General features: G+C 34.4%; 30 protein-coding genes and 1 pseudogene. 9 read left to right on the top strand and 22 right to left on the bottom strand.

Going from position 1 to position 24,536, the window contains the following annotated elements; translation table 11 throughout:
- The first annotated feature begins 195 nt into the window (after window positions 1-195).
- Window positions 196-1,305, top strand: coding sequence for a site-specific integrase (locus EGX95_RS08975; RefSeq protein ID WP_000675867.1), 1,110 nt, complete (start codon window positions 196-198; stop codon window positions 1,303-1,305).
- A gap of 82 nt (window positions 1,306-1,387) precedes the next feature.
- On the opposite strand, the pseudogene EGX95_RS08970 reads toward EGX95_RS08975, so the two are convergent.
- The 5 genes and pseudogenes from EGX95_RS08970 to EGX95_RS08950 form a co-directional block, all read right to left on the bottom strand.
- Window positions 1,388-1,564, bottom strand: a pseudogene (locus tag EGX95_RS08970) (VOC family protein); the annotation flags it as partial.
- Window positions 1,565-1,687: 123 nt separating this feature from the next.
- A complete protein-coding gene (locus tag EGX95_RS08965) occupies window positions 1,688-2,857 on the bottom strand; it encodes a DEAD/DEAH box helicase (protein ID WP_000588613.1) in 1,170 nt (389 codons plus the stop codon).
- A 19-nt stretch (window positions 2,858-2,876) separates the two neighbouring features.
- The gene (locus tag EGX95_RS08960) at window positions 2,877-3,404 is read right to left on the bottom strand and encodes a hypothetical protein (protein WP_000460208.1); all 528 of its coding nucleotides are present in this window, start codon (window positions 3,402-3,404) and stop codon (window positions 2,877-2,879) included.
- A 90-nt stretch (window positions 3,405-3,494) separates the two neighbouring features.
- Window positions 3,495-5,183 (bottom strand): formate--tetrahydrofolate ligase, encoded by a 1,689-nt coding sequence (locus EGX95_RS08955; protein ID WP_012580602.1) that lies wholly within the window; start codon window positions 5,181-5,183, stop codon window positions 3,495-3,497.
- A 63-nt stretch (window positions 5,184-5,246) separates the two neighbouring features.
- Window positions 5,247-5,957 carry a class I SAM-dependent methyltransferase gene (locus EGX95_RS08950; RefSeq protein ID WP_000160038.1) on the bottom strand — a complete coding sequence of 237 codons (711 nt, stop codon included), beginning with the start codon at window positions 5,955-5,957 and terminating at the stop codon, window positions 5,247-5,249.
- Window positions 5,958-6,162: 205 nt separating this feature from the next.
- Between EGX95_RS08950 and EGX95_RS08945 the strand changes: the two genes are divergently transcribed.
- The gene (locus tag EGX95_RS08945) at window positions 6,163-6,501 is read left to right on the top strand and encodes a hypothetical protein (RefSeq protein WP_001253199.1); all 339 of its coding nucleotides are present in this window, start codon (window positions 6,163-6,165) and stop codon (window positions 6,499-6,501) included.
- A gap of 29 nt (window positions 6,502-6,530) precedes the next feature.
- Here the strand turns inward: EGX95_RS08945 and EGX95_RS08940 are convergent, their stop codons facing one another.
- The 4 genes from EGX95_RS08940 to ytfJ all read right to left on the bottom strand — a co-directional run bounded on the left by EGX95_RS08940 (window position 6,531) and on the right by ytfJ (window position 8,547).
- A complete protein-coding gene (locus EGX95_RS08940) occupies window positions 6,531-6,743 on the bottom strand; it encodes a hypothetical protein (RefSeq protein ID WP_000711202.1) in 213 nt (70 codons plus the stop codon).
- A gap of 69 nt (window positions 6,744-6,812) precedes the next feature.
- Window positions 6,813-7,133: a hypothetical protein gene (locus EGX95_RS08935; protein WP_000761177.1), complete on the bottom strand. Its 321-nt coding sequence runs from the start codon at window positions 7,131-7,133 to the stop codon at window positions 6,813-6,815.
- Window positions 7,134-7,184: 51 nt separating this feature from the next.
- Complete coding sequence (locus tag EGX95_RS08930) at window positions 7,185-7,961, bottom strand: oxalate:formate antiporter (RefSeq protein WP_000014091.1); 777 nt, start codon at window positions 7,959-7,961, stop codon at window positions 7,185-7,187.
- A gap of 160 nt (window positions 7,962-8,121) precedes the next feature.
- Window positions 8,122-8,547, bottom strand: coding sequence for a GerW family sporulation protein (gene ytfJ, locus EGX95_RS08925; protein WP_000349987.1), 426 nt, complete (start codon window positions 8,545-8,547; stop codon window positions 8,122-8,124).
- Window positions 8,548-8,679: 132 nt separating this feature from the next.
- On the opposite strand from ytfJ, the gene EGX95_RS08920 reads away from it, so the two are divergent.
- Window positions 8,680-9,465 (top strand): GNAT family N-acetyltransferase, encoded by a 786-nt coding sequence (locus EGX95_RS08920; RefSeq protein ID WP_000984767.1) that lies wholly within the window; start codon window positions 8,680-8,682, stop codon window positions 9,463-9,465.
- Between the two features lie 28 nt (window positions 9,466-9,493).
- Here EGX95_RS08920 and EGX95_RS08915 read toward each other — a convergent pair whose 3' ends face one another.
- The 6 genes from EGX95_RS08915 to EGX95_RS08890 are packed head-to-tail and all read right to left on the bottom strand — an operon-like array spanning window position 9,494 to window position 12,087.
- Window positions 9,494-9,631, bottom strand: a complete 138-nt coding sequence (locus EGX95_RS08915; protein ID WP_001250696.1) for a hypothetical protein — start codon at window positions 9,629-9,631, stop codon at window positions 9,494-9,496.
- Between the two features lie 31 nt (window positions 9,632-9,662).
- Window positions 9,663-10,091 (bottom strand): GNAT family N-acetyltransferase, encoded by a 429-nt coding sequence (locus EGX95_RS08910; RefSeq protein WP_000570282.1) that lies wholly within the window; start codon window positions 10,089-10,091, stop codon window positions 9,663-9,665.
- Complete coding sequence (locus EGX95_RS08905; RefSeq protein ID WP_000688099.1) at window positions 10,088-10,459, bottom strand: cupin domain-containing protein; 372 nt, start codon at window positions 10,457-10,459, stop codon at window positions 10,088-10,090. The genes EGX95_RS08910 and EGX95_RS08905 overlap by 4 nt, the downstream gene beginning before the upstream one ends.
- Window positions 10,460-10,471: 12 nt before the next feature.
- Window positions 10,472-10,957: a GNAT family N-acetyltransferase gene (locus EGX95_RS08900; protein WP_000222820.1), complete on the bottom strand. Its 486-nt coding sequence runs from the start codon at window positions 10,955-10,957 to the stop codon at window positions 10,472-10,474.
- On the bottom strand, window positions 10,954-11,514 hold the full coding sequence (locus EGX95_RS08895) for a 2'-5' RNA ligase family protein (RefSeq protein WP_000270875.1): 561 nt from the start codon (window positions 11,512-11,514) through the stop codon (window positions 10,954-10,956). The genes EGX95_RS08900 and EGX95_RS08895 overlap by 4 nt, the downstream gene beginning before the upstream one ends.
- Before the next feature lie 6 nt (window positions 11,515-11,520).
- Window positions 11,521-12,087, bottom strand: a complete 567-nt coding sequence (locus EGX95_RS08890; RefSeq protein WP_000843676.1) for a GNAT family N-acetyltransferase — start codon at window positions 12,085-12,087, stop codon at window positions 11,521-11,523.
- A 136-nt stretch (window positions 12,088-12,223) separates the two neighbouring features.
- On the opposite strand from EGX95_RS08890, the gene EGX95_RS08885 reads away from it, so the two are divergent.
- Window positions 12,224-12,850 (top strand): DUF1648 domain-containing protein, encoded by a 627-nt coding sequence (locus EGX95_RS08885; RefSeq protein WP_001065183.1) that lies wholly within the window; start codon window positions 12,224-12,226, stop codon window positions 12,848-12,850.
- Window positions 12,851-12,870: 20 nt separating this feature from the next.
- Here the strand turns inward: EGX95_RS08885 and EGX95_RS08880 are convergent, their stop codons facing one another.
- On the bottom strand, window positions 12,871-13,998 hold the full coding sequence (locus EGX95_RS08880) for a metallophosphoesterase (protein ID WP_000411326.1): 1,128 nt from the start codon (window positions 13,996-13,998) through the stop codon (window positions 12,871-12,873).
- Between the two features lie 147 nt (window positions 13,999-14,145).
- Complete coding sequence (locus EGX95_RS08875; protein WP_001021918.1) at window positions 14,146-14,568, bottom strand: GNAT family N-acetyltransferase; 423 nt, start codon at window positions 14,566-14,568, stop codon at window positions 14,146-14,148.
- A 130-nt stretch (window positions 14,569-14,698) separates the two neighbouring features.
- Between EGX95_RS08875 and EGX95_RS08870 the strand changes: the two genes are divergently transcribed.
- Window positions 14,699-16,099, top strand: coding sequence for a MocR-like pyridoxine biosynthesis transcription factor PdxR (locus EGX95_RS08870; protein ID WP_000366295.1), 1,401 nt, complete (start codon window positions 14,699-14,701; stop codon window positions 16,097-16,099).
- A 46-nt stretch (window positions 16,100-16,145) separates the two neighbouring features.
- On the opposite strand, the gene EGX95_RS08865 is transcribed toward EGX95_RS08870, so the two are convergent.
- Window positions 16,146-16,991 carry a YitT family protein gene (locus tag EGX95_RS08865; protein ID WP_000755118.1) on the bottom strand — a complete coding sequence of 282 codons (846 nt, stop codon included), beginning with the start codon at window positions 16,989-16,991 and terminating at the stop codon, window positions 16,146-16,148.
- Window positions 16,992-17,158: 167 nt separating this feature from the next.
- Window positions 17,159-18,367 (bottom strand): macrolide family glycosyltransferase, encoded by a 1,209-nt coding sequence (locus EGX95_RS08860; RefSeq protein ID WP_000024474.1) that lies wholly within the window; start codon window positions 18,365-18,367, stop codon window positions 17,159-17,161.
- Window positions 18,368-18,753: 386 nt separating this feature from the next.
- Between EGX95_RS08860 and EGX95_RS08855 the strand changes: the two genes are divergently transcribed.
- From EGX95_RS08855 to EGX95_RS08845, 3 genes are read left to right on the top strand one after another with little or no spacing between them, the layout of a single operon-like run.
- Complete coding sequence (locus EGX95_RS08855) at window positions 18,754-19,632, top strand: hypothetical protein (protein WP_000941353.1); 879 nt, start codon at window positions 18,754-18,756, stop codon at window positions 19,630-19,632.
- A gap of 23 nt (window positions 19,633-19,655) precedes the next feature.
- Window positions 19,656-20,543, top strand: coding sequence for a GNAT family N-acetyltransferase (locus EGX95_RS08850; RefSeq protein ID WP_000405443.1), 888 nt, complete (start codon window positions 19,656-19,658; stop codon window positions 20,541-20,543).
- On the top strand, window positions 20,536-21,249 hold the full coding sequence (locus EGX95_RS08845; RefSeq protein ID WP_000038488.1) for a class I SAM-dependent DNA methyltransferase: 714 nt from the start codon (window positions 20,536-20,538) through the stop codon (window positions 21,247-21,249). The genes EGX95_RS08850 and EGX95_RS08845 overlap by 8 nt, the downstream gene beginning before the upstream one ends.
- A 20-nt stretch (window positions 21,250-21,269) precedes the next feature.
- Here EGX95_RS08845 and alr read toward each other — a convergent pair whose 3' ends face one another.
- Window positions 21,270-22,445, bottom strand: a complete 1,176-nt coding sequence (gene alr / locus EGX95_RS08840) for an alanine racemase (RefSeq protein ID WP_000054188.1) — start codon at window positions 22,443-22,445, stop codon at window positions 21,270-21,272.
- Between the two features lie 171 nt (window positions 22,446-22,616).
- Here alr and EGX95_RS08835 point away from each other — a divergent pair, with 171 nt between their 5' ends.
- On the top strand, window positions 22,617-23,078 hold the full coding sequence (locus EGX95_RS08835; RefSeq protein WP_000497998.1) for a DinB family protein: 462 nt from the start codon (window positions 22,617-22,619) through the stop codon (window positions 23,076-23,078).
- 7 nt (window positions 23,079-23,085) lie between these two features.
- Here the strand turns inward: EGX95_RS08835 and EGX95_RS08830 are convergent, their stop codons facing one another.
- Both EGX95_RS08830 and EGX95_RS08825 read right to left on the bottom strand, forming a co-directional pair.
- On the bottom strand, window positions 23,086-23,862 hold the full coding sequence (locus tag EGX95_RS08830; protein ID WP_000278959.1) for a Cof-type HAD-IIB family hydrolase: 777 nt from the start codon (window positions 23,860-23,862) through the stop codon (window positions 23,086-23,088).
- Between the two features lie 6 nt (window positions 23,863-23,868).
- Window positions 23,869-24,459: a histidine phosphatase family protein gene (locus tag EGX95_RS08825; RefSeq protein ID WP_001166461.1), complete on the bottom strand. Its 591-nt coding sequence runs from the start codon at window positions 24,457-24,459 to the stop codon at window positions 23,869-23,871.
- Between the last annotated feature and the right edge of the window lie 77 nt (window positions 24,460-24,536).

Raw genomic sequence — 24,536 nt, 5'->3', positions numbered from 1 at the left:
AGATACTTCTGCTAATCCGACTCAATTTTAAGAAAATAAAAATTACCTTAACGGATACTTTTATTCATTAATAACAATTTAAATATGATAAAATATATCCATCGCTGATATGTCCAAACATGTAATTTTCATAGCAGCAAAAATACAACTAGACTTACACAACTTGATTCAAAACAAAATGAAGGAGTGTATTAAGTGAAAGGACATATTCGAAAAAGAGGAAATAAGTACTGTATCGTTATTGATATCGGTCCTGATCCAGAGACAGGAAAAAGAAGACAGAAGTGGTTTTCTGGCTATAAGACAAAAAAAGAAGCACAGGCTGATGTAGCAAAAAAAATTACTGAGTTGAATGAAGGGACTTTTGTGGAGCCGTCTAAGATCACTTTAAAGGATTACTTGGTTCAGTGGTTAGAAATTAAAAAGATGTGTGTAGAAAAGAGTACCTTCAGTTCTTATAGTAGCAATATAACCTATCATATTATACCTAGCATAGGAATGATTGCACTTCATAAATTAAATGTTATTCACATTCAAAAATGCTATAAGTCAGCACTGGATAATGGTGTTTCAAATAATTCTATACTCCTATTGCATCGGATATTAAAAACAGCTTTAAATTTAGCCGTAAAACAAAATATTATTTCTAGAAATCCGGCTGATTTTGTGGAGATACCAAAAAAAGAAAAAACCTCCATCCAGACGTGGACAGAGGAAGAAGTAAAACGTTTTTTATTACATTCACAAGAATCACGATATCACATTGCTTACTTAATAGCAATTACTACAGGCATGCGTTTGGGAGAAGTTTTAGGCTTACGTTGGCAGGATGTTGATTTTAGAAATCATACAGTCACCATCAATCAAACTGTTGGCGGTGATGATAAAGTTAAAAATACCGCAAAAACAAATGCATCAAAACGTACAATCCCTGTTCCCGTAGAAACAATAGAAGCAATAAAAAAACATCGAATACAAATTAATAAAGAGAAATTACGAATGGGTTCTGCTTATCAAGATTTAGATTTAATTAATTGTAATGAATCGGGTGGGGTTTTAAAGAGAGATGCTTTTAGGAGAAAGTTTTATAAAGAAATAAACAATGCAAAAGTGAAGAAAATTAAAATCCATGATTTAAGACATACACACGCAACTATATTATTGAAACAAGGAGTTAACCCGAAAATTATCAGTGAGAGATTAGGTCATACAGACATTTCATTGACACTCAGGGTTTATTCTCATGTTTTACCGAACATGCAGGAAGAAGCAGTGAAAAATTTTGGTAAAAGTATCTTTGGGTAGCTAATGTTTGCAAAATGTTTGCATTTTATATAAAAAACCCAAACAAACCTTGTATTGAAAGGGTTTGTTTGGGTTAATACATGTTATGTAGTATAATGCTCGTTTCAGCACCGTTAGTCGGAGCGATTTCAATCCATCTCATTCCTTGTTTGTTATCTTCCTCTGCTACTACATGAAACCCTATCTTTTCCGTCCAAAAATTGACTGCCTCATCTTGATTATTTACATATAACATAATTTGTCCTACTTTATGGATCACTGCATTTCCCCCTAATGATTTTTATATTCTATGTAGCTTTCTACAGATACTGTTATTATTCCTTTTTCATTTAATGACAAACAAAAAAGACGTAACTACAAATAGTTACGCCTTCCCCATTCTTTATCTAGGCTTTTTCTTCCCAGTAAATGCTGGTTTCTTTTTCTTTGGTGCTTTCGGTTTTGTTTCTACAAATGATCCTTTGAACATTTCTTGCTTCGTAAATACGATACCTAGTTTTTTCGCAAATTGTAGTAATTTACGCTCTTCTTGCGGTGTTACAAGAGATACAACAGTTCCTTCTTTACCCATACGTCCAGTACGTCCTGAGCGGTGAATATATTGGTCTACTGTGTCTGGTAATTCCAAGTGAATTACATGTGTTAAATCGTCAATATCGATACCGCGTGCTGCAATATCAGTAGCAAGTAAAATTTCTAATTTTCCTCCGCGGAAAGCACGCATCGTCGCTTCACGCTCTTGTTTACTTGCTTCTGCATGAAGAGCCGCTGCTTTCATTTTACGGAATTTCAATTTCTCAGTAATTTCGTCTAAACGGAATGGGTCGTTTAAGAAAGCAACTGCTTTTACATCGCCCATATGCATAATTCTTCTTACGTAATCATTTTTCTCGCGTCGCTCACAAATGATATACGTATGCTCAACTAAGCTTTTTGATTCTGCACGTGTTACACGTACTAATTGTGGTTCAACTGCTAAATCACGCGCCGCATCTTCTGCTGCTTTTGTCATTGTAGCCGAGAAGAATACTAATTGACGATCGCGCATCGTAGATTTAATTACATCTTGTACAGCGCCCATCATCTTTTGTTTTACAATTTGATCAAACTCATCAAATACAATTGTTTTCACTTCATGCATTTTTAGCTTTTTCATACGAATTAATTCTAAAATACGTCCCGGTGAACCGACAATCACTCTCGGGTGTTTCTTTAATTTTTCAACTTGGCGCTTAATATCTGCACCACCAATTAAAGATGCACCTGAGATCTCAGTTCCTGCTGTAAACTTTTGAACCTCTTCATGAATTTGCATGACAAGTTCACGTGTTGGTGCTAAAACAACAACTTGTGGCTGTTTTACTTCAGGATTAATTTTATGTAAAAGGGGTAATAAGTACGCTAATGTTTTTCCTGTTCCAGTTGGAGATTCAGCTATAACGTCTTGTCCTTCTAAAATAGTTGGAATCGCTTGTTTTTGAATTTCAGTTAACTCTTTAAAACCAGCCTTCTCCCAAGCTTGTTGTAAAAATGGTTGCATATCTTTTATCATTTGTTTTTCTCCTTTATCTCTATTTTTGAAGAAAATGTTGTATTGTTCGCACCGTTTCTATCATGTGTGAAATAACAGCTATTAAATCATCAACATGGTCTTCTGTAATCGCTTTTTGAAATAGAACCTCTACCTTATTATGATATGAAATCGCTTGCTTATTATATTCGTATGAAAGTTTTTGCGTAATCATTCTTTCTTTTCCCCATATAGAATGCATGAAAGTTTCAATTTCTTCGCACATTACTTCTGGTTTTTCTATCGGGAATGAAAATGCTAATTTCATTTCACAACCTGGTGTAAATTGTGGTACTTCTAATATTTCACCAGACAAGTTCTTTGCATCTACAGATAGTGAAAATGTTGCTTCTACTAACGGTTCGAATGGTTCTGTTAATTGAAATGAAATATGATATATACGACTTAATGAAGCAAGGTCCATCATATCTTTTCGATCAGTTACAAGAATATCTCCATGTAAATCAAAATCATAAACAGCGCCTTCTACGATTACTTTTAAATTATCAAAAGCAGTTGGATCAAACATAATTTCCTCCAAAAAACAGGCGCCTTTCGATGGAAAGGCGCCACTTGATGTATATATAGTTTACAGATAAACGAGATGAATTACAACCTTTTAGAATAAACCTACTGCTTTTCCATCTTCATTTACATCCATTTGTAGTGCTGCTGGTTGTTTTGGAAGGCCTGGCATTGTTAACATTGTTCCTGTTAACGCAACGATAAAGCCTGCACCAATAGATGGTTTTAGCTCACGAATTGTAACGATAAAGTCAGATGGACGACCTAATTTCGTTGCATCGTCAGAAAGAGAGTATTGTGTTTTCGCCATACAAATTGGTAGGTTACTCCAACCTTCGCCTTCATATTGAGCTAATTGCTTACGTGCTTTCGGAGCAAATTCAATATCTTTTGCGCCGTACACTTTTTGAGCAATTGTACGAATTTTCTCTTCTAATGGTAATTCTAATTCATAAAGTGGTGCGTAGTTGTTTTCACCTTTTTCAATTTCTTTTAACACTTTTTCAGCAAGGTCAACTCCGCCTTGGCCACCTTTCTCCCAAACTTCTGTTAAGGATACCGCATAGCCACGCTCATTACACCATTCTTGTAAGTATGCAACTTCTGCATCTGTATCTGTAATGAATTTATTAATTGCAATTACGAAAGGCACACCGAAGCTTTGAATTGTTTCAACGTGCTTCTGTAAGTTCTCCATACCTTTTGCTAATGCATCTACATTTTCTTCTTTTAATTGATCTTTTGCTACGCCACCATGCATTTTAAGCGCACGAATCGTCGCAACAATAACAACTGCTTCTGGTTTAATGCCAGCTGCACGAGCTTTAATATCTAAAAACTTCTCAGCACCTAAATCTGCACCAAATCCAGCTTCTGTAATAACATAATCACCTAATTTTGCTGCCATTGTTGTAGCGATAACACTGTTACAACCGTGAGCGATATTCGCAAATGGTCCGCCATGAATGATAGCTGGTGTATTTTCTAACGTTTGCACTAAGTTTGGCTTTAATGCATCTTTTAATAATAATGTTAACGCACCTTCTACACCTAAATCTTTAACCGTTACAGGTTGATTTGCAAAGTTATAAGCAACTACGATGCGCGATAGACGTGCTTTTAAATCTTGAATATCTGTTGCAAGGCAGAATACGGCCATAATTTCAGATGCTACTGTAATATCAAAACCATCTTCACGTGGTACACCTTGAACCGGTCCACCAAGACCAATTACTACGTTACGTAGGGCACGATCATTTAAGTCAACACATCGTTTCCAAACGATTTTACGCGTATCAATTCCAAGTGTATTTCCTTGTTGGATATGATTATCAATAAACGCCGCTAACGCGTTATTAGCAGTTGTGATCGCATGGATATCTCCAGTAAAGTGAAGGTTAATGTCTTCCATTGGTACAACCTGTGAAAAACCACCACCTGCTGCTCCGCCTTTTAGCCCCATCGTTGGTCCAAGAGATGGTTCGCGAAGTGCAATTACTGTTTTCTTACCAATTTTATTAAAAGCTTGACCTAAACCAACTGTTACTGTTGATTTACCTTCTCCAGCTGGAGTTGGGTTAATCGCTGTTACTAAAACAACTTTACCGTCTTCCTCATTCTGTAAGCGCTTAAAAATATCAAGAGATAACTTACCTTTATAATGACCGTATGGCTCTAATTCATCTTCTAAAATATTTAATTCAGCTGCAATTTCTTGAATCTTCTTCATACTTGCTTCTTGTGCGATTTCAATGTCGGATTTAACTGTTGTAGTAGTTGTCATATACCCTAGTCCCCCTTTAATTGGTTCTGATGATATTGTATCAGTTTTTTGTATTTTCTGCACTTATTTACCTCCTAAAAATTCTTTCATTTCTTTATGCTTTTTTAACATAAATACCCATAAGAACGTTAACGATTGTTGTAACTCTGTAGATAGTTGACCTAACATCTTCTCATTTACTCCGCGCTTATATACACCGATACCATCTACAACTTTAAAACCTTGTTCTTTTGCTAACTGTTCAAATTCCCAAGGCATCATCGTATTACATACAACGTCTTTGCCGTATAAACGAGGATAACTGTTCTCTCTTGGCTTTGCTGTCGGCCCTAAAATTGCAATACATGCATACCCATCACTTTTTAGAACACGCTTTATCTCATTTAATGCTCGTAATGGCTCCTCGGTCCATTCTAAAGAATTAATTGCCATAATTGCTTCAAATTGTTCATTTTCGAACGGTAAGGAAGAAAGATCTCCTTTTATAAAGGATAAATCCGGTCCCTCTCCGCGCTCCTTCCCTTTTTGAATCATCACTTCTGATAAATCTACTCCAACTGCTTTATAGCCCGCGCGACTTAATTTATATGTACCGTATCCATCTCCACAACCAACGTCAAGCACCTTGGCTTCTTTCTTCACATATTGTTCAAAAAATGGAATAATCGTACTCCTACTCCCACTATCCCACATCTCCTGACTATTTTGATTCCAAAACTCTGCACTACTATCCCATTTCTTCTCTGCTGATTCATGCCAATTAAATTTCGTCATACATTCCCCTACCTTCACGCTTTATCACTCATTTCATTCTACATCATTTTCCAAAATTCCTGTTTTATCTTCATTAGGAAATGTACATGCTAATAAAGGAATCTTTATTCTCCAATTTTTGCTTTACTTGGGTTTAACTCATACTCATGTTCTTCTCTTTATGAAAGATACTATAAGTACACCCAATTGAAAGAGAGGGATGTACATGCGAAGAAAGAGAAATCATCATTTTAAAAGTGGTGAAAAAAACGAAGAGTATGCAGCTGAAATATCACCAGCTGGCATTCCAATTAGACATAAACGTAAAGAAATTGCAAATGAAATAGAAGGTACAAATACCGGTGCAATGATAGGCTATGTCGCTTTATTTCTTTCGCTTTTCTCCATTGCATTTTATCCAGTTACACTCGGTTCTCTTGCGATTTTAGTTGGCTTATTAGCTGTCAATTTTGGAGCAAGAACACTTGGATATACAGCAATTGGTTTTGGTAGTTTTTCTGTTTTATTTACTTTACTTTATCCGCTTGCTTTGTCAGCGTTTTAAAAAAACACACCAAGTTATACTTGGTGTGTTCATTCGTGATACAACATAATATGACCGCATCCACAACAATGCTTCGCTGTAATTTCTTGAAACACTGGATAATTTTCTTCATCCCGATGCTCAATAAATACCTTTTCAAATCGATACATATTTGGCGCATATGCCCAATCTTGTTTCGTACGTGCGTATAATGTAGAAGAGAAAAACTCCTCACCGCCACAAACAATACATTCCTTCTTCATCAATATCCCTCCTATGCTTGTCTTACTTCATCTATATGAACATAAGCATAAAAAAAAGACCTTCTATTACTAGAAAGTCTTCTCTGAAACAAAAAGAAATGTACCAAACATTCCTACCCCGCTATATTCTTTTGTAACATCAGCTTCTGTTTTAAATGTTTGCTTTACAGTCATAAAGAATACACCATTTCGTGCATCTGTACTTTCAAATTTTAGTTTTTCTTTTTTACCATCTACATTTTGTGTGCATTCAAAACTACCCTCGTCACATTTCAATGCATACTTATCTTCTAGATACAATTTAAAATCTGATTCTTTCGGACAAGTGATAAGTAAAATTGCCACAAGAATAATACTTACAATACCCACAATTGTATAATATTTCTTCATTTGTACTCCTTTCAAAAGACAAGAAAACTTGACTGCATGCGCCAAGTTTTCTTAGTCCACAACCCATTGCCACTCTTGTTCTTTCTTATCAAAAATAAGCCAACCAGTCTCTGTTGCTTCTTCTTTCAATTCATCGATATTATCTAGTACCTCATCCGTACTTTCATACGAACCAACTACATATACCGGAATTTCAAGACCCCTTCTTGACTCAATTTTCCCTGCCAGATCAATATAAAGACCATCTTCCATTAATGGAAGAAGCCCCATAATCACTTCTTTTGAAATTGCTGGGAAAATTTTTGATTTTTGGAAGAAAGAAAAACGTTTCTTACCGAAAGCACCGAGTTTATAAGGAATAACTTTACTTAACATTCCTACAAAATCGGCAATTCTACGATAATACACTTTGTTGTACCATCCGTCATCATGTGAAAAATAAACAAATCTATTTTTCAATAAAGGAAAGAACGTTCTTGCAAGTGGTTCTTTTTTGTGAGCCAAATATAAAAGCTCTGCAATTTCTTTTGGCTCTAGTTCATCTAAATCGCTTGCATCATCAAAATCTACCCAACAAAATTCATCAAATTCATCAATCTCTGCTTGAATTAACTTATGTATATTTTCTTCCTCAACATATTCAAATAAAGTATGATAATGAAAATCTGTCCATTCAAAATTATGCTTTAAAAGCAACACTTGATGAAGCGGTGAAGGGATGTTACTTGCAAACTCTTTAAACGTAATTCCTGATGTAATAAAACAATGACCTCGACGATTACCATTAATATATATCATATTCTTTACTTGGTCAGATCCTCCAGACAAAGCACCTAGCCACCTTCGTTTTATATGTTTCAATTCTATAGCATATTTTAACATGAAAAATTTTAGAAACATAGAAAAAACTTCAAAAACTATTTACAATTTCATGTGTTTTATTACACAGTGATTACAAGAAAAAACACCTGCTCGTAAGCAGGCGTTTTTAAAGGATTTCATCTGGGTTTTGAGGATGATGATTTCCCTCTTTCTTTTCATCTTTTTGGAACATCGATTGAATTTTATCAATTGTTTGTGGAGCTAATTCAATCATTTTTTCTGCTAAATGTGTCGCATTTTGTAAATGAAGAATATTTACTCCATCTTTATTCACCACAAGAAATGCTACTGGCGTAATAGAAACACCCCCTGCGCTACCGCCACCAAATGCAGGGTTACCGTTCGCTCTTTGTCCGTCATTCGTTTGGAAGTCAGAACCTCCTGCTCCAAAACCGAACGCTACTTTAGAAACCGTTAACACTACACCACCGTCAGCCGTTTGAACAGGCTCTCCAACAATCGTATTTACATCAACCATTTCTTTTAAATTTTCCATTGCCGCTTTCATTAACCCTTGAATTGGATGATCCACCGTTCATAACCTCCTTTGTCATATCTTTCCTAGTTTTTCCGAAAGTTTGTGAACTAAACATAAAATTTTATATTGATTTCAAAAAACTTAAGTTGTAATATTTAGAAAAATAAAAAAAGAGGTCGATTCGTTATGATGCGAAAATTAACAAAGAAAGATCATGAACAAGTATTCGCTTACCTAAAAGAAGAAGCAGCCCTTAACTTGTTTATTATTGGAGATATTGAAGCTTTCGGTTATGACACAGATTTTCAAGAATTATGGGGCGTATTTAAAGAGAATGGGACATTAAAATCAATTCTACTCCGATTCCACGATTCATTTATACCCTATAGTAAAGAAGAACTTGTTACCACTGATTATGAGACACTTCTTTCCCCATATAAGCCGCTTAAACTCTCTGGTAAGTCAACTATTGTAGAAAGGTTTGAAACTGCTCCCAGTCTACAATTAGGCTCCAAAAATGAAATGTATTTTTGCGAATGTATAGATGCCGACAACTTGCCTAGTACGCCTGCCCAAGAAACAATTAAACTTGCCACACTAGATGATGTAGAGCGAATTATGCAATTAAGAAGTAGCATCGATGAATTCCCGACTGCTCATGAATCAGAAAAAATTTTAAGGCAAGCTCTCGAAACAAATACAGGACGTACATATTATATTGAAAAAGACGGTGCAATCATCGCATCCGCCTCTACTTCCGCTGAAAATTCATTATCTGCAATGGTTGTTGGCGTATGTACACACCCGAATTACCGCGGAAATGGATTTGCTTCACTCATATTACAAAAAATGATTCAAGACTTTACGAAAGAAGGCCGAACACTTTGCCTGTTTTATAACAATCCAGCTGCTGGACGAATTTATAAACGTCTAGGGTTTAAAGACATCGGGATGTGGACGATGTATCGATAATAATAAAAAGCCGATTTTAAATCGGCTTTTATACATATTGTGCTATTCCAGCTTCAAAAGCTTTCTTATCATTATTTTGACCTATTTCATTTATATAAACAGAATTTATTTGCAATTCAGGATACAACCTTTGTAAATACGCAACATACTCATTTTCTCTTCTCATTCTTTCTCTTCTCCCGTTCAAACTATTATTCTCACTTCAAAGTCATAATGACCTGTCTTTCAACAAAACCAAACTGTTCGTACATCTCTTTTGCAAAATTTCCAGCAAATACATTCAAACGAATTTCTGAATAATTCTTTTGTAATTCCTTAATACCAGCCTCTATTAACTTTCTTGACAATCCTTTCCCGCGGTACTCTGGAAAAACATACAATTCGTATATAAACCCTAGTTTTTCATGAGAAAAATAGTCCGTATTTTCCCCTATTAATATCCAACCCATTACAACGTTTTCTTCTTTAACGACTAAATAATACGCTCCCTTTTCTACAATCGGCCCTGTAATTTCAATCGCTTTCTCTGTATTTAAACGACAATTTCCCCTCGTACCTTCAAAAAGCGATTGAGCTGCATATTGTATTATTTCGTCCGTTTCTTCCCGATTTGCCTTTTCTATCATTTTTTACAACTCTCCTCTTTAATAGGCATTAATATCGCTCGTTCAAGATCCTCCGCTTCCATAACAATTGCCATCAATCCCTTTTCTGTACTCGTTTCATGAAATTCACCCTTCTCCCAAAACACAGCTTGTCCCGCTTCCACCTTCACTTTTTCTTTATTTGCCCCGCATACATATCCTTCTCCGTCCACAATAAGAAGCAGTTGCGATACAACTGCTTCATGATATCCAATTATTCCATTCTCTTTTAAATGCATAGCACCGATATGTATATTCCCTTGATGTTTTACTATTTTCGACATTATGAAATTAGATTGAAATACTGTAATTTGCTTTCCTACTTTTTCACTAAAATCAAAGATTTTCACTTCTAGTCCTCCTTATATGTATAAAACCATCCTTACTGTCTGCATCATATGTCCTTCAAAATCTTCTTCAAATTCTTCTAATTGTGCAAAACCTTTCGCTTCATAAAAACGTTTTCCTTTTTCATTCGCTGCTTCTACATGAATGTATAGTTTCCGAATTCCTTTTAATATTGTTAACCCTTTTTGTAATAAAGCACTTCCTATCCCTTTCCCTTGTTGATCTGGTAACAAATAAATTGCTCCTAATTCTGCTTCGTTTTGCAGTCTAACAGGTGAAAAATTTGCAAAGCCAATGACTTCTCCCTCTTCTTCTGCAACGAATAAATGTGTATTCTCAAGACGATATTTCATTTTTTCATCAGAATAAGCCTCGTCTAAAAAACTGTCTTGAATCTCTCTCGGAATAATGCCTTCGTATGTATCATGCCAAGCTATTTTCGCTACTGATTGTACAGCATGAATATCTTCCTGCTTCATTTCTCTAATTACATATGTCATCTCGATGTCTCCATTCTCTTTAAATTATATTCTGCTAATATACGAGAAGAAATGGCAGAACCATTTTCATAATTCACCTTTATTAATTTTAATTTCTCAATTGAAGCTGTTGCATGATCAAATTTTTCATAAATATATTCCATTACACGTAAAAACTGATTTGTATGTAATCTATTTGCAATCGTACAATGCGGAACCCACTTTCCCGGTACGTAATATGAATTTGGGTTGTCATGAAAATTGTTAAAATAATCATGATAAGAATGATGAAATTTTAACAATGCATCAGTAACAGTCGGTGCTAGAAAGACTGTTCCGTTAGTAGGAAAAACTCCAACAGAAGGAAAAGTTATTGGGTCCATATTTTCTTGCATAACTACAAACTCCCCTAATTTCTCCTTATACAAATGAACATTTAACTCATTATAATCAGCTAACGTAATATGAGGTTCTGCTCCGGCTAATTGATTTGTGCCAATGATATTTGTTAATTCATTTTGCAATTCTGTAATTTTATTAGTAAATACACGATCAAATGTAGCAATAATAGCGTACATATCCCTTCACCCCTTTGTTACACATAGCGCTTCCCATTCTTCACGAATCATCCCCATTCGAATAGAATCATAGTACGTTCCGTTATAATAACGGCATTTGCGCATTCTACCTTCTAAAGTCATTCCTATTTTCTCCGCTACTTTCATCATTCGTTCATTACCAGACCAAGTCGTGAGCCCTACTCTACCAATCTCCATCTTTTCAAATAGTAAATCCCGATATAACGTTAACGCTTCTGTACCGTAGCCGCCATTCCAGTAAGCCGGATTATAAATGACAATTCCCATCTCCAACCAACGCGTCGGTTTATACTCCCAATAAAATCCGACCGTCCCTATAACTTGACCGTTATGTTCTATAATTAAATTGGATAGCGGTTCTTCTTTTAAACAAGTTTGCATCTTTTCCTTATAGGCTGAGTATTCTTGCATCGAAAACGGAAAATACGGTGCGTCCCATTTTTTCCATTCTGGATTTTCTTCTTTAAATATGAGATTCCATAATGTTTTTATATCTGATTCTTCAATTGTACGAATTGTTACTCTATCCCCTTTTATGATTACGCTTTTCATAATTTCCTCCTACACTCCTCTTTATTTCATATATAATTATAATGTTTTTTCTGAAAAATCAAAACAGATATCGTTTATTATATTGTATAATTTTGTTATAAGATACCAATTATTCATGTAGAAAGCTGGTGATTCAATGAATAATCGATTTAGTATTACTTTATTTCTCACTATTGTTACGACAAATATTATTCTCTATTTCTTCTTACCATCAAATATTGTTACGAAATGGGACTTCAATGGAACGCCTACATCAACAATGGATAAAGCTACTTTTGTTATCGTAAATATAATTATATGTTCCTTCGTATTTTTTTTATTTTTAGCTTTATCTAAAGCAGCGAGTAACCAGAAATTTCTCCATTTGATCAGCAACGCAATGTTACTATTCTTATTTTTTGTCGATATTGTCATTGCCCTTATCGCTCTTGGCTTTTCACTTCCTCTTGATTATTTCATATTTATAGCATTAGGGCTTTTATTTATATTACTAGGTTATTTCAGCTCCAAAATTGATACGAGTAAATCAACCGTTTCATTGGAATGGAATGATAAGCACCTTGAAAAAAGAGCTTCAAATATTTGTAGTATTTCAATGATGATAGCAGGTATTTTTCTAGTGGGGCTTCCATTTATCGTTTCTCCTCCATATAGAGGTTATGCTATACTAACAATTATTTTAGGAATGACGCTTGTCATTTTACCGAGTACGATTTATTTACTTATTAAAGATAGCAAGCAATCTACTTCTAAAAAAAAATAGGAGGTTACATCCCTCCTATTTCAGCTAAATATTTTCTTTTTCGTCTTTTCTATCTCAACTAAAATCCCTTTCTCTATCCAGCCTTCTACTCCATCTTTTTTAATTAAATCATATCCTGAGCAGCTACCATCAATGAGAGAAACAATATCCCCTTTTTTTACGCTTATTTGCGCACAAGATATATCCGTTTTCACTGTGTATTCACCTGAATCAAGTTGCCTAATATATTCATCTTTCACATAAAGTAATGTATTCGTTTCCCTTTGCCTGCATATTGTGTAATCTTGCTTCTTCTCAATAGGCTCTATGTAATAATGTGGATAGGTAACCCCGCCCTGCATTGTTGCATCGGCATGAAAATCTGCTATTACTTCATATTCTGGAAAACAGTCTACATATATATAAGAAAACTTATCACCTGTTGGTTTCCTCTGAATGATAAATGCATTTAATTGCCCTGCCTCTTTAATCGTATTTCCGCCGTCAATTGCAATAATCTTTTTTTCCTTATCAATAACAGGATTGTTAGATGGTGCCTTCTCTGAATAGTTTACAACAGGCCAATGACCGACAACTACATACTTATTTGCTTTATGTGATTGATTGAAAAACTCCGGCATTGCTATCGCATTTTTTCGTTCTGTCTCTTTCCAATCTTCTCTATCTTCAAGGCCAGCATGTACAAAGATATAATCCTCCGTTTCAATCGCTGTTGGTAATTCTGTTAGCCACTTTATTTCTTTTGAGAAATGGCTCATTAATTTTGTTTTCAATTCACGGATATCACTTTCTTTATGAACGTTAATATTCAATTGCGCTAGCCATTCATTAAAAATTGTATTTTTTCGCGTACACAAATAATTTATTAAAGCAGGATTTTCATTTACAAGTGCTTCAACTACAACTTCACAATTCCCTTCTATTACATACACATTTGGCTTACTAACTACTAGATCCATCACATAGTTTACGACGCCAATACTATTTCTTCCTTTCTCACAAAGATCGCCATTAATAATTAAATAATCTTCATCTTGAAAATTAACTTTATGTAGTAGTTCCTTAAAAAGATCTAATTCTCCATGAATATCAGAAATAATGATGACTCTTACATCATTTGGTATAGATAATTTCTTTATTTTCTCCAAGTATAAACGCCCCTAACATTCTCTAAATTCAAGATTCCATTTTAAATTTCTAATATTCGACAAATCATATCGCTAGACCTGTCCCTAGCTCAAATCTGAAAAAGAAAATAGGTTCCATATATTTTTACACACGGAACCTACTTAGTATTATAACTCTTTATAAAAAGAATAGCTTACCTTATTAAAGCCCTCTCTTTCATAAAAACGATGTGCATCAATTCTTGGAAATGCAGATGTAAGTACGATAGAACTGCACCCTTCTTCTTTCCCCCATTTTTCTACATATGACAGCAGAACATTACCATACCCTTTTGATCTGTGAGCTTCCGCGGTTACAAGGTCATACACAAAAACATGTTTCTCATTATAAAAATTCGTACAAATCGCTACACCAGCTAGACTAACAACTTCATTCTCTTCGTTACGCAGCGAAAATAGTTTATAATTTTCTTCTTTCATTTTTTGAAATAAAGAACTTGCTTCTTCTCTTGAAAGTTTTGTTCGCAGCTGCTGTAATACGGGAAATACTTCATGTAAATCTGCCTCTGTTACTACTTCTTTAATATTCATTATGATTCTCTCCTTACTATTTATAAAATTTTCTAAATGTTATATCATCATTATAGAAAGCGACTGCCTTTAGTTTAAGTGACAGTTCTATTCTTTTTTATAAGGCCAGTATAAAAAGGAGCGTCTACAAATGGATCTGACTATCCCATTAGTGTTACAAAATAAAACACCTATTTACTTACAAATTTACGAATATATGAAACGAGAAATCTCTCATGGATCACTACGTGCCGGTACACGTCTTCCTTCTCACAGAAATTTAGCTATGCAACTTAATGTAAGCCGTATTACAGTTGAATCCGCTTATCAACAATTACTAGCTGAAGGTTACGTAGAAAGCAAACCGAAACGCGGGATTTTTGTTGCGGAAGTAGATATTGATGTCATTCAAAAGAAACAACAAATTGCGTCAAGCAGTACTAACAATAAAGAAAAAGAACAATATGATTATGATTGTAGTCAAGGACTTATTGATCAAAAAGCTTTTCCGATAACAAACTGGAAAAGAGCGTTACACGAAACTTTATTTCAGTATGAAAATGAATTATTTGCTAAAGAAGATCCACAAGGTGAGCTCGTTCTACGAGAACATATTTCAAAGTATTTATATCATGCTCGCGGGGTACATTCTTCACCTGATCAAATTATTATTGGAGCAGGTACGCAGCCTCTTCTTTGGCTACTCCTTCAACTACTTGGTTCAAAAAAAGAATACGGAATCGAAAATCCTGGATTTCACCGTATACCTGCTATGATTCAAAGTTGTGGCCTTCCTGTTCACCCGATCCCTTTAGACGATAAAGGGATTCATATTTCCGCTTTACGTGAATCCGGTTCCAATGTGGCATATGTCACTCCATCTCACCAATTTCCACTCGGAATCATTATGCCATTATCTAGAAGACTCGAGTTATTAAAATGGGCGAATGATTGTAATGGTTATATTATTGAAGATGATTACGACGGGGAATTTCGCTATATAGGAAAACCTATTCCTTCTTTACAAGGGCTAGATTCAAATGAACGTGTTATTTATATGGGAACTTTCTCGAAATCTTTTTTACCTTCTTTACGAATGGGATATATCGTTTTACCACCTCATCTTTTAAAAGTCTATAAAGAACTTGGTGGTATGTTTAAACAAACTGTCTCTACAATGCAACAACTTACCTTCGCCACCTTTATTCAAAATGGGGATTGGGAACGTCATATTAACCGAAGTCGTACGTTATATAAAAGAAAACATATTTCTTTAATTAAATCTATTAAAAGCGAAATGGGAAATAACGTGCATATACTCGGTGAACAATCCGGGCTTCATATTGTACTTCACGTTCATAACGGGATGAATGAACAAGAACTTATTCATGCAGCTGCAAAAGAACGTATTAAGTTATACCCTCTCTCCACATATGATTCTGTTTATAATGTGAGGGAGGAGTCATATGTATTGCTCGGTTTTGGCAGTATTCGAGAGGAATGTATTAAAACTGTTGTCAAATTACTGAAAAAAGCGTGGTTCCCTAAATAAAAATAGCTCCACGCAAGTTATACTTACGTGGAGCTATTTTTATGCACTATTTTTCTGATCTCATTGCCCTTCCCGGACGTTTGACACCAGTTGTTTCTGTTGAATAGGAAGCTTCAATAATAGCAGTTGGATCTACAGAGAGAACGAGATCTTTCATTTTCGGATAAATGAAACGGTTTGTAATACAATAAATGATTCTCTTATGTTCTCCTAAAAAACCACCTTCTCCATGTAGATACGTAACGGATAATTGCAATTCTTTCATAAGTAGATCGCCTATTTCTTTATTTTTAGCAGAAATTATCATGACGCTCTTACCTTGATTAATACCATCTAATATGAAATCAATCATCTTCGTAACAATATAGAAAATTGCTAATGAGAACATCGCTTGTTCAATTGAAAACAAAATGGCAACAAAGATGAAAATAACCGCATTTACAGCAAGTAAAAATGTACTAATCGGCACTTTAAAATGTTTATTCATCCAAACAGCTAACATTTCTGATCCATCAATTGCTCCGCCCATTTTTACTACAATTCCTACACCAACACCAAATAGAACTCCTCCATAAAGAACAATTAACAATTCAGAAGTTGTAATTGCTGGAAATGGTTTCAAATAAATCAATCCGAGTGTTGTCACAACATTAGCATAGGATGTACGAATAAAGAACTTCTTTCCCATTACTTTTGCAGTAAATAATAAAATTGGGATATTAATTCCTAAGAACACTCCATAAAGCGGTAATCCAGCAACTTTATTCGCCATAATAGCAATGGCCGTTACCCCGCCATCTACTAATCCGTTAGGTGCTAAAATAAGCTCTAATGAACCCGCTACAATAATCGATCCAATTGTTAATAATATGTATTCAAATACTTTCTTCATTCATTACCCCCAAAACTTATATATTTTCTTAGTATTATTTTAACGTAATTTCTCTACTAATACAAAGATATCAGTTTATATACACAAAAGTTTCACCTTTATAGTGATTTTTATGTAATTTTTTATTGAAGCACACTTACCCATTGTAGTAAGTGTGCCTCAAACATTTATTTAAGTTTCAAGTACGAATTCATTTTCATTTTAAATATTTCATCAACTGCCCTTTTATATCCACCAGCATTTCGAAGTGATGCTCCAACTTTACGACTATTTTCCTTAAATGTTACATCATACATTACTTTCTTTACAGTCTCACGTAACAATTCAGAAGTTAATTCTTTACGGTTAAGTCTTATTCCTGCCCCTACTTCATTCACTCGTTTCGCAACTAAAGGCTGATCTCCTGTTACCGGAATTACAACTAACGGGACACCGTAATAGAGTGCTTCACTCGAACTATTCATACCACCGTGTGTCACGAATACATCAGCATGCTGTAATACTTCTAATTGTGGCACATAATTATACAACTTAAAGTTATCCGGAATGTTTTCAAATTGACTTATATTTATCTTCTTACCAACAACTAATACAACTGTCGCTTCTACATCTTTAAAAGCTTCAAAACATTTTTCATATAGCTCAGGTTGTTCATTAAAAACGGTTCCCATAGAAATGAAAATCAATTTTTCACCTTTTAAATCTTCCATAGGAAAGCTATCTACTTCTTTTCGAGTAGCAATTGATGAACCGACAAACTTATACGATTCATCGAATACATCTGAACGCGGCTGATATTCCTTTGAAGTATACACAATCGTAATATCACCAGGATGATTCATAATATCATACATACTATTACACTTCATTCCATACTTCCTATTCCACTTTTCTATTCCCGCTAAACAAGATTGATATAATGGATTCGTTTCATCTACTTCTCTCGATTCTTGTTCATCGTTAAAAGTAATGTACTGATTAAAAGCAAACGTTGTACAAGACGAAACGCTAGGTAATTGTAAAACATTCGCTATAATACGTCCTACTGGAAAATGATTATCGTATAGTAAGTAATCGTACTGTTCTCCTTTTGTTTCTTCTACAATTTGGGTAACAATACGCTCTGATGCTCCAATCATATGAGATAGCATCGTCAAAGGACTCCCACCTTCATTTACTCGCTCCATAATATTAATTTGAGAGAGAAAATTCTCAAACTCTCGGAATTCTGCACCTGTTGCTTCAATCTTCTTTCTAAAATCTTCAATACAATACGAAACAACTGTCTCCCCTCGCCGAATTAACTCACTTACAATAGCTAAAGTCGGATTTATATGACCTTCTCCAGGGAAATTTATTACGAGTACGTTTGCCATCATATTCTCTCCTATCTAATATTATTAATAATTAATTATATTAATTAATTTAAAACTATTATAAAGGAATCTATTCTATTTCTTCACATTTTTCTCTTCATTTTATTATTGAGAAATATTTTTCATAACCTACGTTATCCCCCTATTGAAAGTGCGCTTAACTCTTCATTTACTGAAAAATATGAGATTTATATTTGGGTATTTTTACAGATTTATCATCAAAAACATTATTTTGATAATTCATACAAAAGTAGAAAAATATAATTTCCAAACTGATTTCTCACCGTAAATTTATTTAAATTCTATGTTGTCCCTATCATTATCCACTTGCAACCTATTCTGTTATATAATAAATTTATCGAATTTACAGAAAAAGGAGCAATTTCATGCTACAACAACTATTCGCTTCACCTATTTTATCTATTCAAACTTTACACCCAGGTTATGAAGAACATGCAAGCGATGTGTTTCTTGTTAAAACAGCATTTGAAGAAGTTATTGTTCGTTCCTCAAAAATGACTAAAGAACCAAACAATGATTTTTGGTGGGGATGTAAAAACCTTTTTGGAATCGATCCAAGGAACGTACATCATTTAGAGCATATACACGAATTATTGAAAAAGCATACTAACTTGCCCATCCCCACTATTTTGCAAAAACATGTTTTAAATGGCCGGAAGTATGTTAGTGTCGAAAAACTAACAGGAAGTACGCTGCAATCCTTTGTCGGACAATCTGATTCAATTTTATTCAGCCTTGGAAAAGGACTAGCAGAAATTCATTCGTTTCAAGCAAAGTTTATAGGAAATCCATCAGGTACTTTCCAAGTTCCACTAGAAGAATGTAAGTCTCACATATTAAAAGTCAGTAAAGAACTTGTAAATAGGTTTTATTCCGATAATGCGAGCATTCGTAACGCATTTCCTACTTTTGAACAACAACTTTCTTCCTTACCGGTACCAAAGGAAGCAACGCTCGTTTTAATTGATATGGACCCTACTCAGTTTTTATCAGATGGTACAACTATTACAGGTTTAGTAGATACAGAAGCTTATGCAGTTGCTCCCCGAGAATTTGATTTTATCGGCTTAGAATATGTATTTACAGAAAAGGAAGCTCATGCTTTTAAACAAGGTTATGAAACCATCATGCCTATTCCTAATCTTGTAGCATGTAGACGTCCTTATCGATATTTGTACCGTTTATTATCTGTTCAGGGCAGTGTGGAATTAGAAAAGTGGCTAAGTCATCCATCCTATTTTTAAATTCGAAGGTGAGGGGTTATGAAATGGAAATTCAGAAAAAGTGTTCTTTAACAGAATGTGAAATACAACAAATGAAAGATTTAGCTCATATTTGCGGGCAACACGATCAAATTGATTACTCGTCAGATTTACATGTAAACTTTTTAACTGCTCGTAATAAAGAAGAGATACATGACTTTTTACTCTATGACGATACTCAATTAGTCGGTGCATTAAGTATGTATGACTTTGAAAGACCTACCAAACTTGAGTTAATAGGCTTTGTTCATCCGAACTATAGGAAACAATATATAGGTACTACTCTTTTACAAACCGCAATGAAAGAAATACGATTAAGAGAGGCAGACGAAGCTCTTCTTATTATGAATGGGGAGTCTGCTTCTGGGAAAGCATTTGCAATACATATGAAGCTGCCTTATTTATATAGTGAATATAGTATGGAGTTCAAAGCAAATGAAGCGCAAAAAAGAACGAAGAATGCTATACAACTTACTCTTGCATCTTCAAAATCACTGCTTGATCTGATTGAAATTTCTAGTAAAGCGTTTGGAGATTCAGTAGAAAACACCGCTACATGGTTACAAAAGATGATGGATTCATCTTCCCATCAAGTTTACAGTGCTCTTATCGATGAAAAAGTGATAGGAACAATTACAGTTTCTAAAGAAGACCAATCTACTACACTATCAGGATTCGCCGTTCACCCTTCTTATCAAGGGAAAGGATACGGTAAAGATATTCTTACGTCCATGATACATACCCTTATTACAAAAGGAGCTTCAACAATTAAATTAGACGTCGAAACGAAAAATAACAATGCTTTAAAACTATATACACAATGTGGTTTTGAAATGAAAGCGAAGCATGACTATTATAATGTAAAGAATTTCGGGGCAAATACATATGTCTAAAAAACTAATATATTCTGATTATGATATTTTCGCATCCATTTATAATAAACATTGGGGGCATTATGCTGAACACTCCTATCTACTTTTGGAAAAACTCATTTTACAATATGCACCACCACATTCTCATATTTTAGACCTTTGCTGCGGGACTGGTCACCTTACTAAGAAATTAATTGATAATCATTTTGTAGTAACTGGTATAGATGGTTCTGCTCAAATGATTGAATACGCACGTCAAAACGCTCCAGACGCAGCCTTTATCGTCGATGATGCTCGCTATTTCAATATAAATGAGCAATTTCAATATGTTATCTCTACTGGCGATAGCTTAAACCATATTTTGAAATTAGATGAATTAAAAAGTGTTTTTCATAATATCTACTCCGTATTGCATAGCGAAGGTACATTCGTATTTGATATGAATATGGAAAAAGGATTTCTTGAAAATTGGAGTGCTTCATTTCATATTTCAGCGGATGAATATGTTTGTATGATTGATTCTACATATGATAATGAAAATAAAAAAGCAGTCATGAACTTTATACTATTTCAACATGATATAGATAATAATTGGACAAGAAGTGACTTTTCATTTGAAGAAGCTTGTTATTCCAATGAAGAAATAATTTCTTTGCTAGAATCCGTAGGTTTTAAGGACATTCAATCACACGGTACAAATAGAACATTTTTCATTTGTCAAAAATAAAAAAACTGAATCATAACGATTCAGTTTTTTCTTAGTATATTTACAATAGCAGTCGTTTCATTATTTTCTTTATATACACGTGGAATTCTTCTGTCTAACATACATGTAACTTCATAGTTAATTGTACCTAACATATCCGCTATTTCTTCTACTGCAATATTTTCTTCGCCTTGTTTACCGTAGAATACTACTTCGTCTCCCACTTGTACTGGCATTGCTTTTGAAACGTCTAACATGAGCTGATCCATACAAACACGACCAATAACAGGTACTCGAACCCCATTTATTAATGCATGCCCTTTATTAGATAACTGACGGTTATAGCCATCCGCATAACCAATCGGTATAGTGGCAATCCATTCTTCACCAGTCGTTACATACGTATTCCCATAACTTACACCGCGATTTTTCTTTGCATGCTTAATATGAGCTACTTTTGATTTTAACGACAACGCAGGCTGCAGAGAAACAACTGAATGATCTACCTCTTTTGAAGGATACATTCCATAAATTCCAATACCTACACGAACCATATTTTGAAATGTATTGCTAAGTTCCATTGAACCTGCACTATTTGAACTATGAATATATGGAATATGAATTCCTAATTCTTTTGCTGTATTGACAGCTTTTTCAAATAAACTTGTTTGCATATTCGTATATGATTTATCGATTTCATCTGCCGTAGAGTAATGTGTAAACATTCCTACTACCTCTACATACTCCATACGTTTTAATTCCTCTAAAAATGGTTTAACCTCTTCTTCCTGTAAACCAATGCGACTCATTCCTGTATCAATTTTCACCTGAATTTGCGCCTTCTTTTGTAGACGGTTTGCGATTTCATTTATACCTTGTAAATCTTCACTTCTATAAACAGTCATCATTACATCATATTGAATTGCTTCTTCCGCAGATGCTACTGACGTATAGCCTAAAATTAAAATCGGCACGTTAATTCCTGCTTCTCTTAACTCTATCGCTTCATCTACAAATGCAACTGCAAGCTGATTTATTCCTGCTTCAATAGCAGCTTTTGCAACTTCAACTGCCCCATGACCATATCCATTCGCTTTTACAGCAGCCATCATTGCAATATTTTCATCATTCACACGTTTTTTAAATTCTTTTACATTATGTTTTACTGCATTTAAGTCAACTTCAACAATTGTATCTCTTCCATATTTCAAACTCATTGGTCTAACTCCTAACTCAATAATTGCATTCCATTCTATTTCACGTTTCATATGACCTTTTACAATATAATACTTTTCAATATGCTAGTCAAACTACTAGAATTTTCGGAATTTTGAGTATGATATAATACCCTCAAGAAACTATTATATACGTAGAAGAGGAGAATTACAATGTTTGTACAATCTGCATTGCATCAACTTAAAGTTGCTATTGATACTTCTATTCAAATGCTTAACCGATATAAAGAAGACGAATTAAAAATACAACCAATTCACTCGAAGCGATCATTATTTGAAATATGTGCACATCTTTCTCTTATTTGCCATGCTGATTTACTCATTTTAAATGGTATTACAGAAAAAGAGTTACATACTTTCTATAAAGAACAAACACCCGAAACAATTATGCAAATACAACAAACGATGATACAGGGCTACGATTTACTTTCTAAAACTTTTTTATCTTATTCCAATGAACAATTAGCAGAAATTAAGACTGCTTATTGGGGTATTTCTTATTCACGCTTTGAATGGTTGCTAGAAATTGTTACACACTTTTATCATCATCGTGGACAAGTTCATATTTTACTATGTGAGCATATAAAAGATCCTAACATACCTTTATTTCAATAAAGGTATGTTAGACGATATGAAACTTCTCTAAGGCAAATAAAATACCACCTTCACTCGCCTTCTTTGTAACGAAATCAGCTCTTGTTTTTAACTCTTCTCCAGCATTCCCCATCGCAATACCTAATTCTACATACTCTAACATCTCAATATCATTTCTACCATCGCCGAAAGCAATGGCTTCTGATTTGCAAATGTTTAGGTGTTCTAATACCTTTTGAATTGCAGTTACCTTTGATACTTTATTATCTTCCAACACATTCATAACGTAACCGTGAAAACGTTCAAACGTAAGTGCTGGATATCTTTCAAGAAATTTTTGAGCTTCTATTTCATCTGCATACAGACATAAACAATAGATTTCTTCTGACAAATCTCTGCTTTTTTCTGGATACTTCTCTAAATTCAACGTCTCGCTAAGCGCTTGCATTACACGCTCATTATCCGAGGCTATTCCGTTCATTGCAAAATCCTCGGTAAAATAAGAAATACCGTGACCATGTAATTCTGCAAACTCTGAGATATCATGTACAATTTCACTTGAAAGTACTGATTTATGTATAACTGATTCCCCACACTTGATATGTGCACCATTTGCAGAAATAAACGTATTTATGCTTAGTTTCTTAAATTGCGAACATAAGCTATATGGTCTCCCTGTTGTAACAACTACGTGAATCCCTTTTTCTATTAATCTTTGTATTGCTTCTTTTGTGCTCTCATGCATACTTCTATCAATTTCGCTTAAAAGCGTACCGTCAACATCAAAAAATACTACTTTGTACATAGATCTTTACATCCCGTCCAAATGATTCGTATCATTAATGAAATGTACTGTTTTTTGTTCGCCATCCATTTCAATTAAGCTTATTCCCGTATCTCCCATTTTAAAATAATAGTCCATTGAAATGGGCATTTTGAAAAAAGCACGTAATAGACTATTTATTACACCACCATGTGCAACAATTGCAATTCGGTCATATGTATTCTCTGTCACGATTTTAGAAAAGATTCCTTCTATTCTCATTCTAAATTCAATAAATGATTCCCCGTTTTCAAAACGATCATGAAGGAACTTTGGCTCTGGGTATTTCTTTGCTTCTTCAAAGGAAAGACCTGCTTGCACTCCATTATTAAACTCCATTAATTCCTCTTCTAATTGAATTGGGCATCCAATTCCTTCTGCTAACATTTCACCTGTTTCGCGAGCCCGTTTTAATGTACTTGCCCAAATGAAATCTGGCGGGAAATCTGCTTTCACTTTCTGTACAAGCCTTTGCACTTGCTGTCTTCCCTTTTCTGTCAATTCAAAATCAGCTCGTCCTTCATGTACGTTTAAGATATCAGCTTCTGATTCTCCGTGGCGTATTAGTAGTATTTGCATGTTTCTTCACTCCCCTTTTTAATATCCGAAAAATTCCATTATATCATACTCTGAATTTTCTATAATAAAAAAGAGAA

Source organism: Bacillus sp. FDAARGOS_527, from assembly GCF_003812125.1.
GTDB lineage: Bacteria > Bacillota > Bacilli > Bacillales > Bacillaceae_G > Bacillus_A > Bacillus_A paranthracis.
The sequence above is the reverse complement of the archived record's forward strand: the minus strand, read 5'-3'. Positions and strand labels throughout refer to the sequence as shown.

What these genes read in the sequence shown, in the direction of transcription:
- EGX95_RS08965 (WP_000588613.1), bottom strand. Translation starts at nt 2,857, where the DNA reads ATGATAAAAGATATGCAACCATTTTTACAACAAGCTTGGGAGAAGGCT.
- EGX95_RS08960 (WP_000460208.1), bottom strand. Translation starts at nt 3,404, where the DNA reads ATGTTTGATCCAACTGCTTTTGATAATTTAAAAGTAATCGTAGAAGGC.
- EGX95_RS08955 (WP_012580602.1), bottom strand. Translation starts at nt 5,183, where the DNA reads ATGACAACTACTACAACAGTTAAATCCGACATTGAAATCGCACAAGAA.
- EGX95_RS08950 (WP_000160038.1), bottom strand. Translation starts at nt 5,957, where the DNA reads ATGACGAAATTTAATTGGCATGAATCAGCAGAGAAGAAATGGGATAGT.
- EGX95_RS08945 (WP_001253199.1), top strand. Translation starts at nt 6,163, where the DNA reads ATGCGAAGAAAGAGAAATCATCATTTTAAAAGTGGTGAAAAAAACGAA.
- EGX95_RS08940 (WP_000711202.1), bottom strand. Translation starts at nt 6,743, where the DNA reads ATGAAGAAGGAATGTATTGTTTGTGGCGGTGAGGAGTTTTTCTCTTCT.
- EGX95_RS08935 (WP_000761177.1), bottom strand. Translation starts at nt 7,133, where the DNA reads ATGAAGAAATATTATACAATTGTGGGTATTGTAAGTATTATTCTTGTG.
- EGX95_RS08920 (WP_000984767.1), top strand. Translation starts at nt 8,680, where the DNA reads ATGATGCGAAAATTAACAAAGAAAGATCATGAACAAGTATTCGCTTAC.
- EGX95_RS08915 (WP_001250696.1), bottom strand. Translation starts at nt 9,631, where the DNA reads ATGAGAAGAGAAAATGAGTATGTTGCGTATTTACAAAGGTTGTATCCT.
- EGX95_RS08910 (WP_000570282.1), bottom strand. Translation starts at nt 10,091, where the DNA reads ATGATAGAAAAGGCAAATCGGGAAGAAACGGACGAAATAATACAATAT.
- EGX95_RS08900 (WP_000222820.1), bottom strand. Translation starts at nt 10,957, where the DNA reads ATGACATATGTAATTAGAGAAATGAAGCAGGAAGATATTCATGCTGTA.
- EGX95_RS08895 (WP_000270875.1), bottom strand. Translation starts at nt 11,514, where the DNA reads ATGTACGCTATTATTGCTACATTTGATCGTGTATTTACTAATAAAATT.
- EGX95_RS08890 (WP_000843676.1), bottom strand. Translation starts at nt 12,087, where the DNA reads ATGAAAAGCGTAATCATAAAAGGGGATAGAGTAACAATTCGTACAATT.
- EGX95_RS08885 (WP_001065183.1), top strand. Translation starts at nt 12,224, where the DNA reads ATGAATAATCGATTTAGTATTACTTTATTTCTCACTATTGTTACGACA.
- EGX95_RS08875 (WP_001021918.1), bottom strand. Translation starts at nt 14,568, where the DNA reads ATGAATATTAAAGAAGTAGTAACAGAGGCAGATTTACATGAAGTATTT.
- EGX95_RS08870 (WP_000366295.1), top strand. Translation starts at nt 14,699, where the DNA reads ATGGATCTGACTATCCCATTAGTGTTACAAAATAAAACACCTATTTAC.
- EGX95_RS08865 (WP_000755118.1), bottom strand. Translation starts at nt 16,991, where the DNA reads ATGAAGAAAGTATTTGAATACATATTATTAACAATTGGATCGATTATT.
- EGX95_RS08860 (WP_000024474.1), bottom strand. Translation starts at nt 18,367, where the DNA reads ATGGCAAACGTACTCGTAATAAATTTCCCTGGAGAAGGTCATATAAAT.
- EGX95_RS08855 (WP_000941353.1), top strand. Translation starts at nt 18,754, where the DNA reads ATGCTACAACAACTATTCGCTTCACCTATTTTATCTATTCAAACTTTA.
- EGX95_RS08850 (WP_000405443.1), top strand. Translation starts at nt 19,656, where the DNA reads ATGGAAATTCAGAAAAAGTGTTCTTTAACAGAATGTGAAATACAACAA.
- EGX95_RS08845 (WP_000038488.1), top strand. Translation starts at nt 20,536, where the DNA reads ATGTCTAAAAAACTAATATATTCTGATTATGATATTTTCGCATCCATT.
- alr (WP_000054188.1), bottom strand. Translation starts at nt 22,445, where the DNA reads ATGAGTTTGAAATATGGAAGAGATACAATTGTTGAAGTTGACTTAAAT.
- EGX95_RS08835 (WP_000497998.1), top strand. Translation starts at nt 22,617, where the DNA reads ATGTTTGTACAATCTGCATTGCATCAACTTAAAGTTGCTATTGATACT.
- EGX95_RS08830 (WP_000278959.1), bottom strand. Translation starts at nt 23,862, where the DNA reads ATGTACAAAGTAGTATTTTTTGATGTTGACGGTACGCTTTTAAGCGAA.
- EGX95_RS08825 (WP_001166461.1), bottom strand. Translation starts at nt 24,459, where the DNA reads ATGCAAATACTACTAATACGCCACGGAGAATCAGAAGCTGATATCTTA.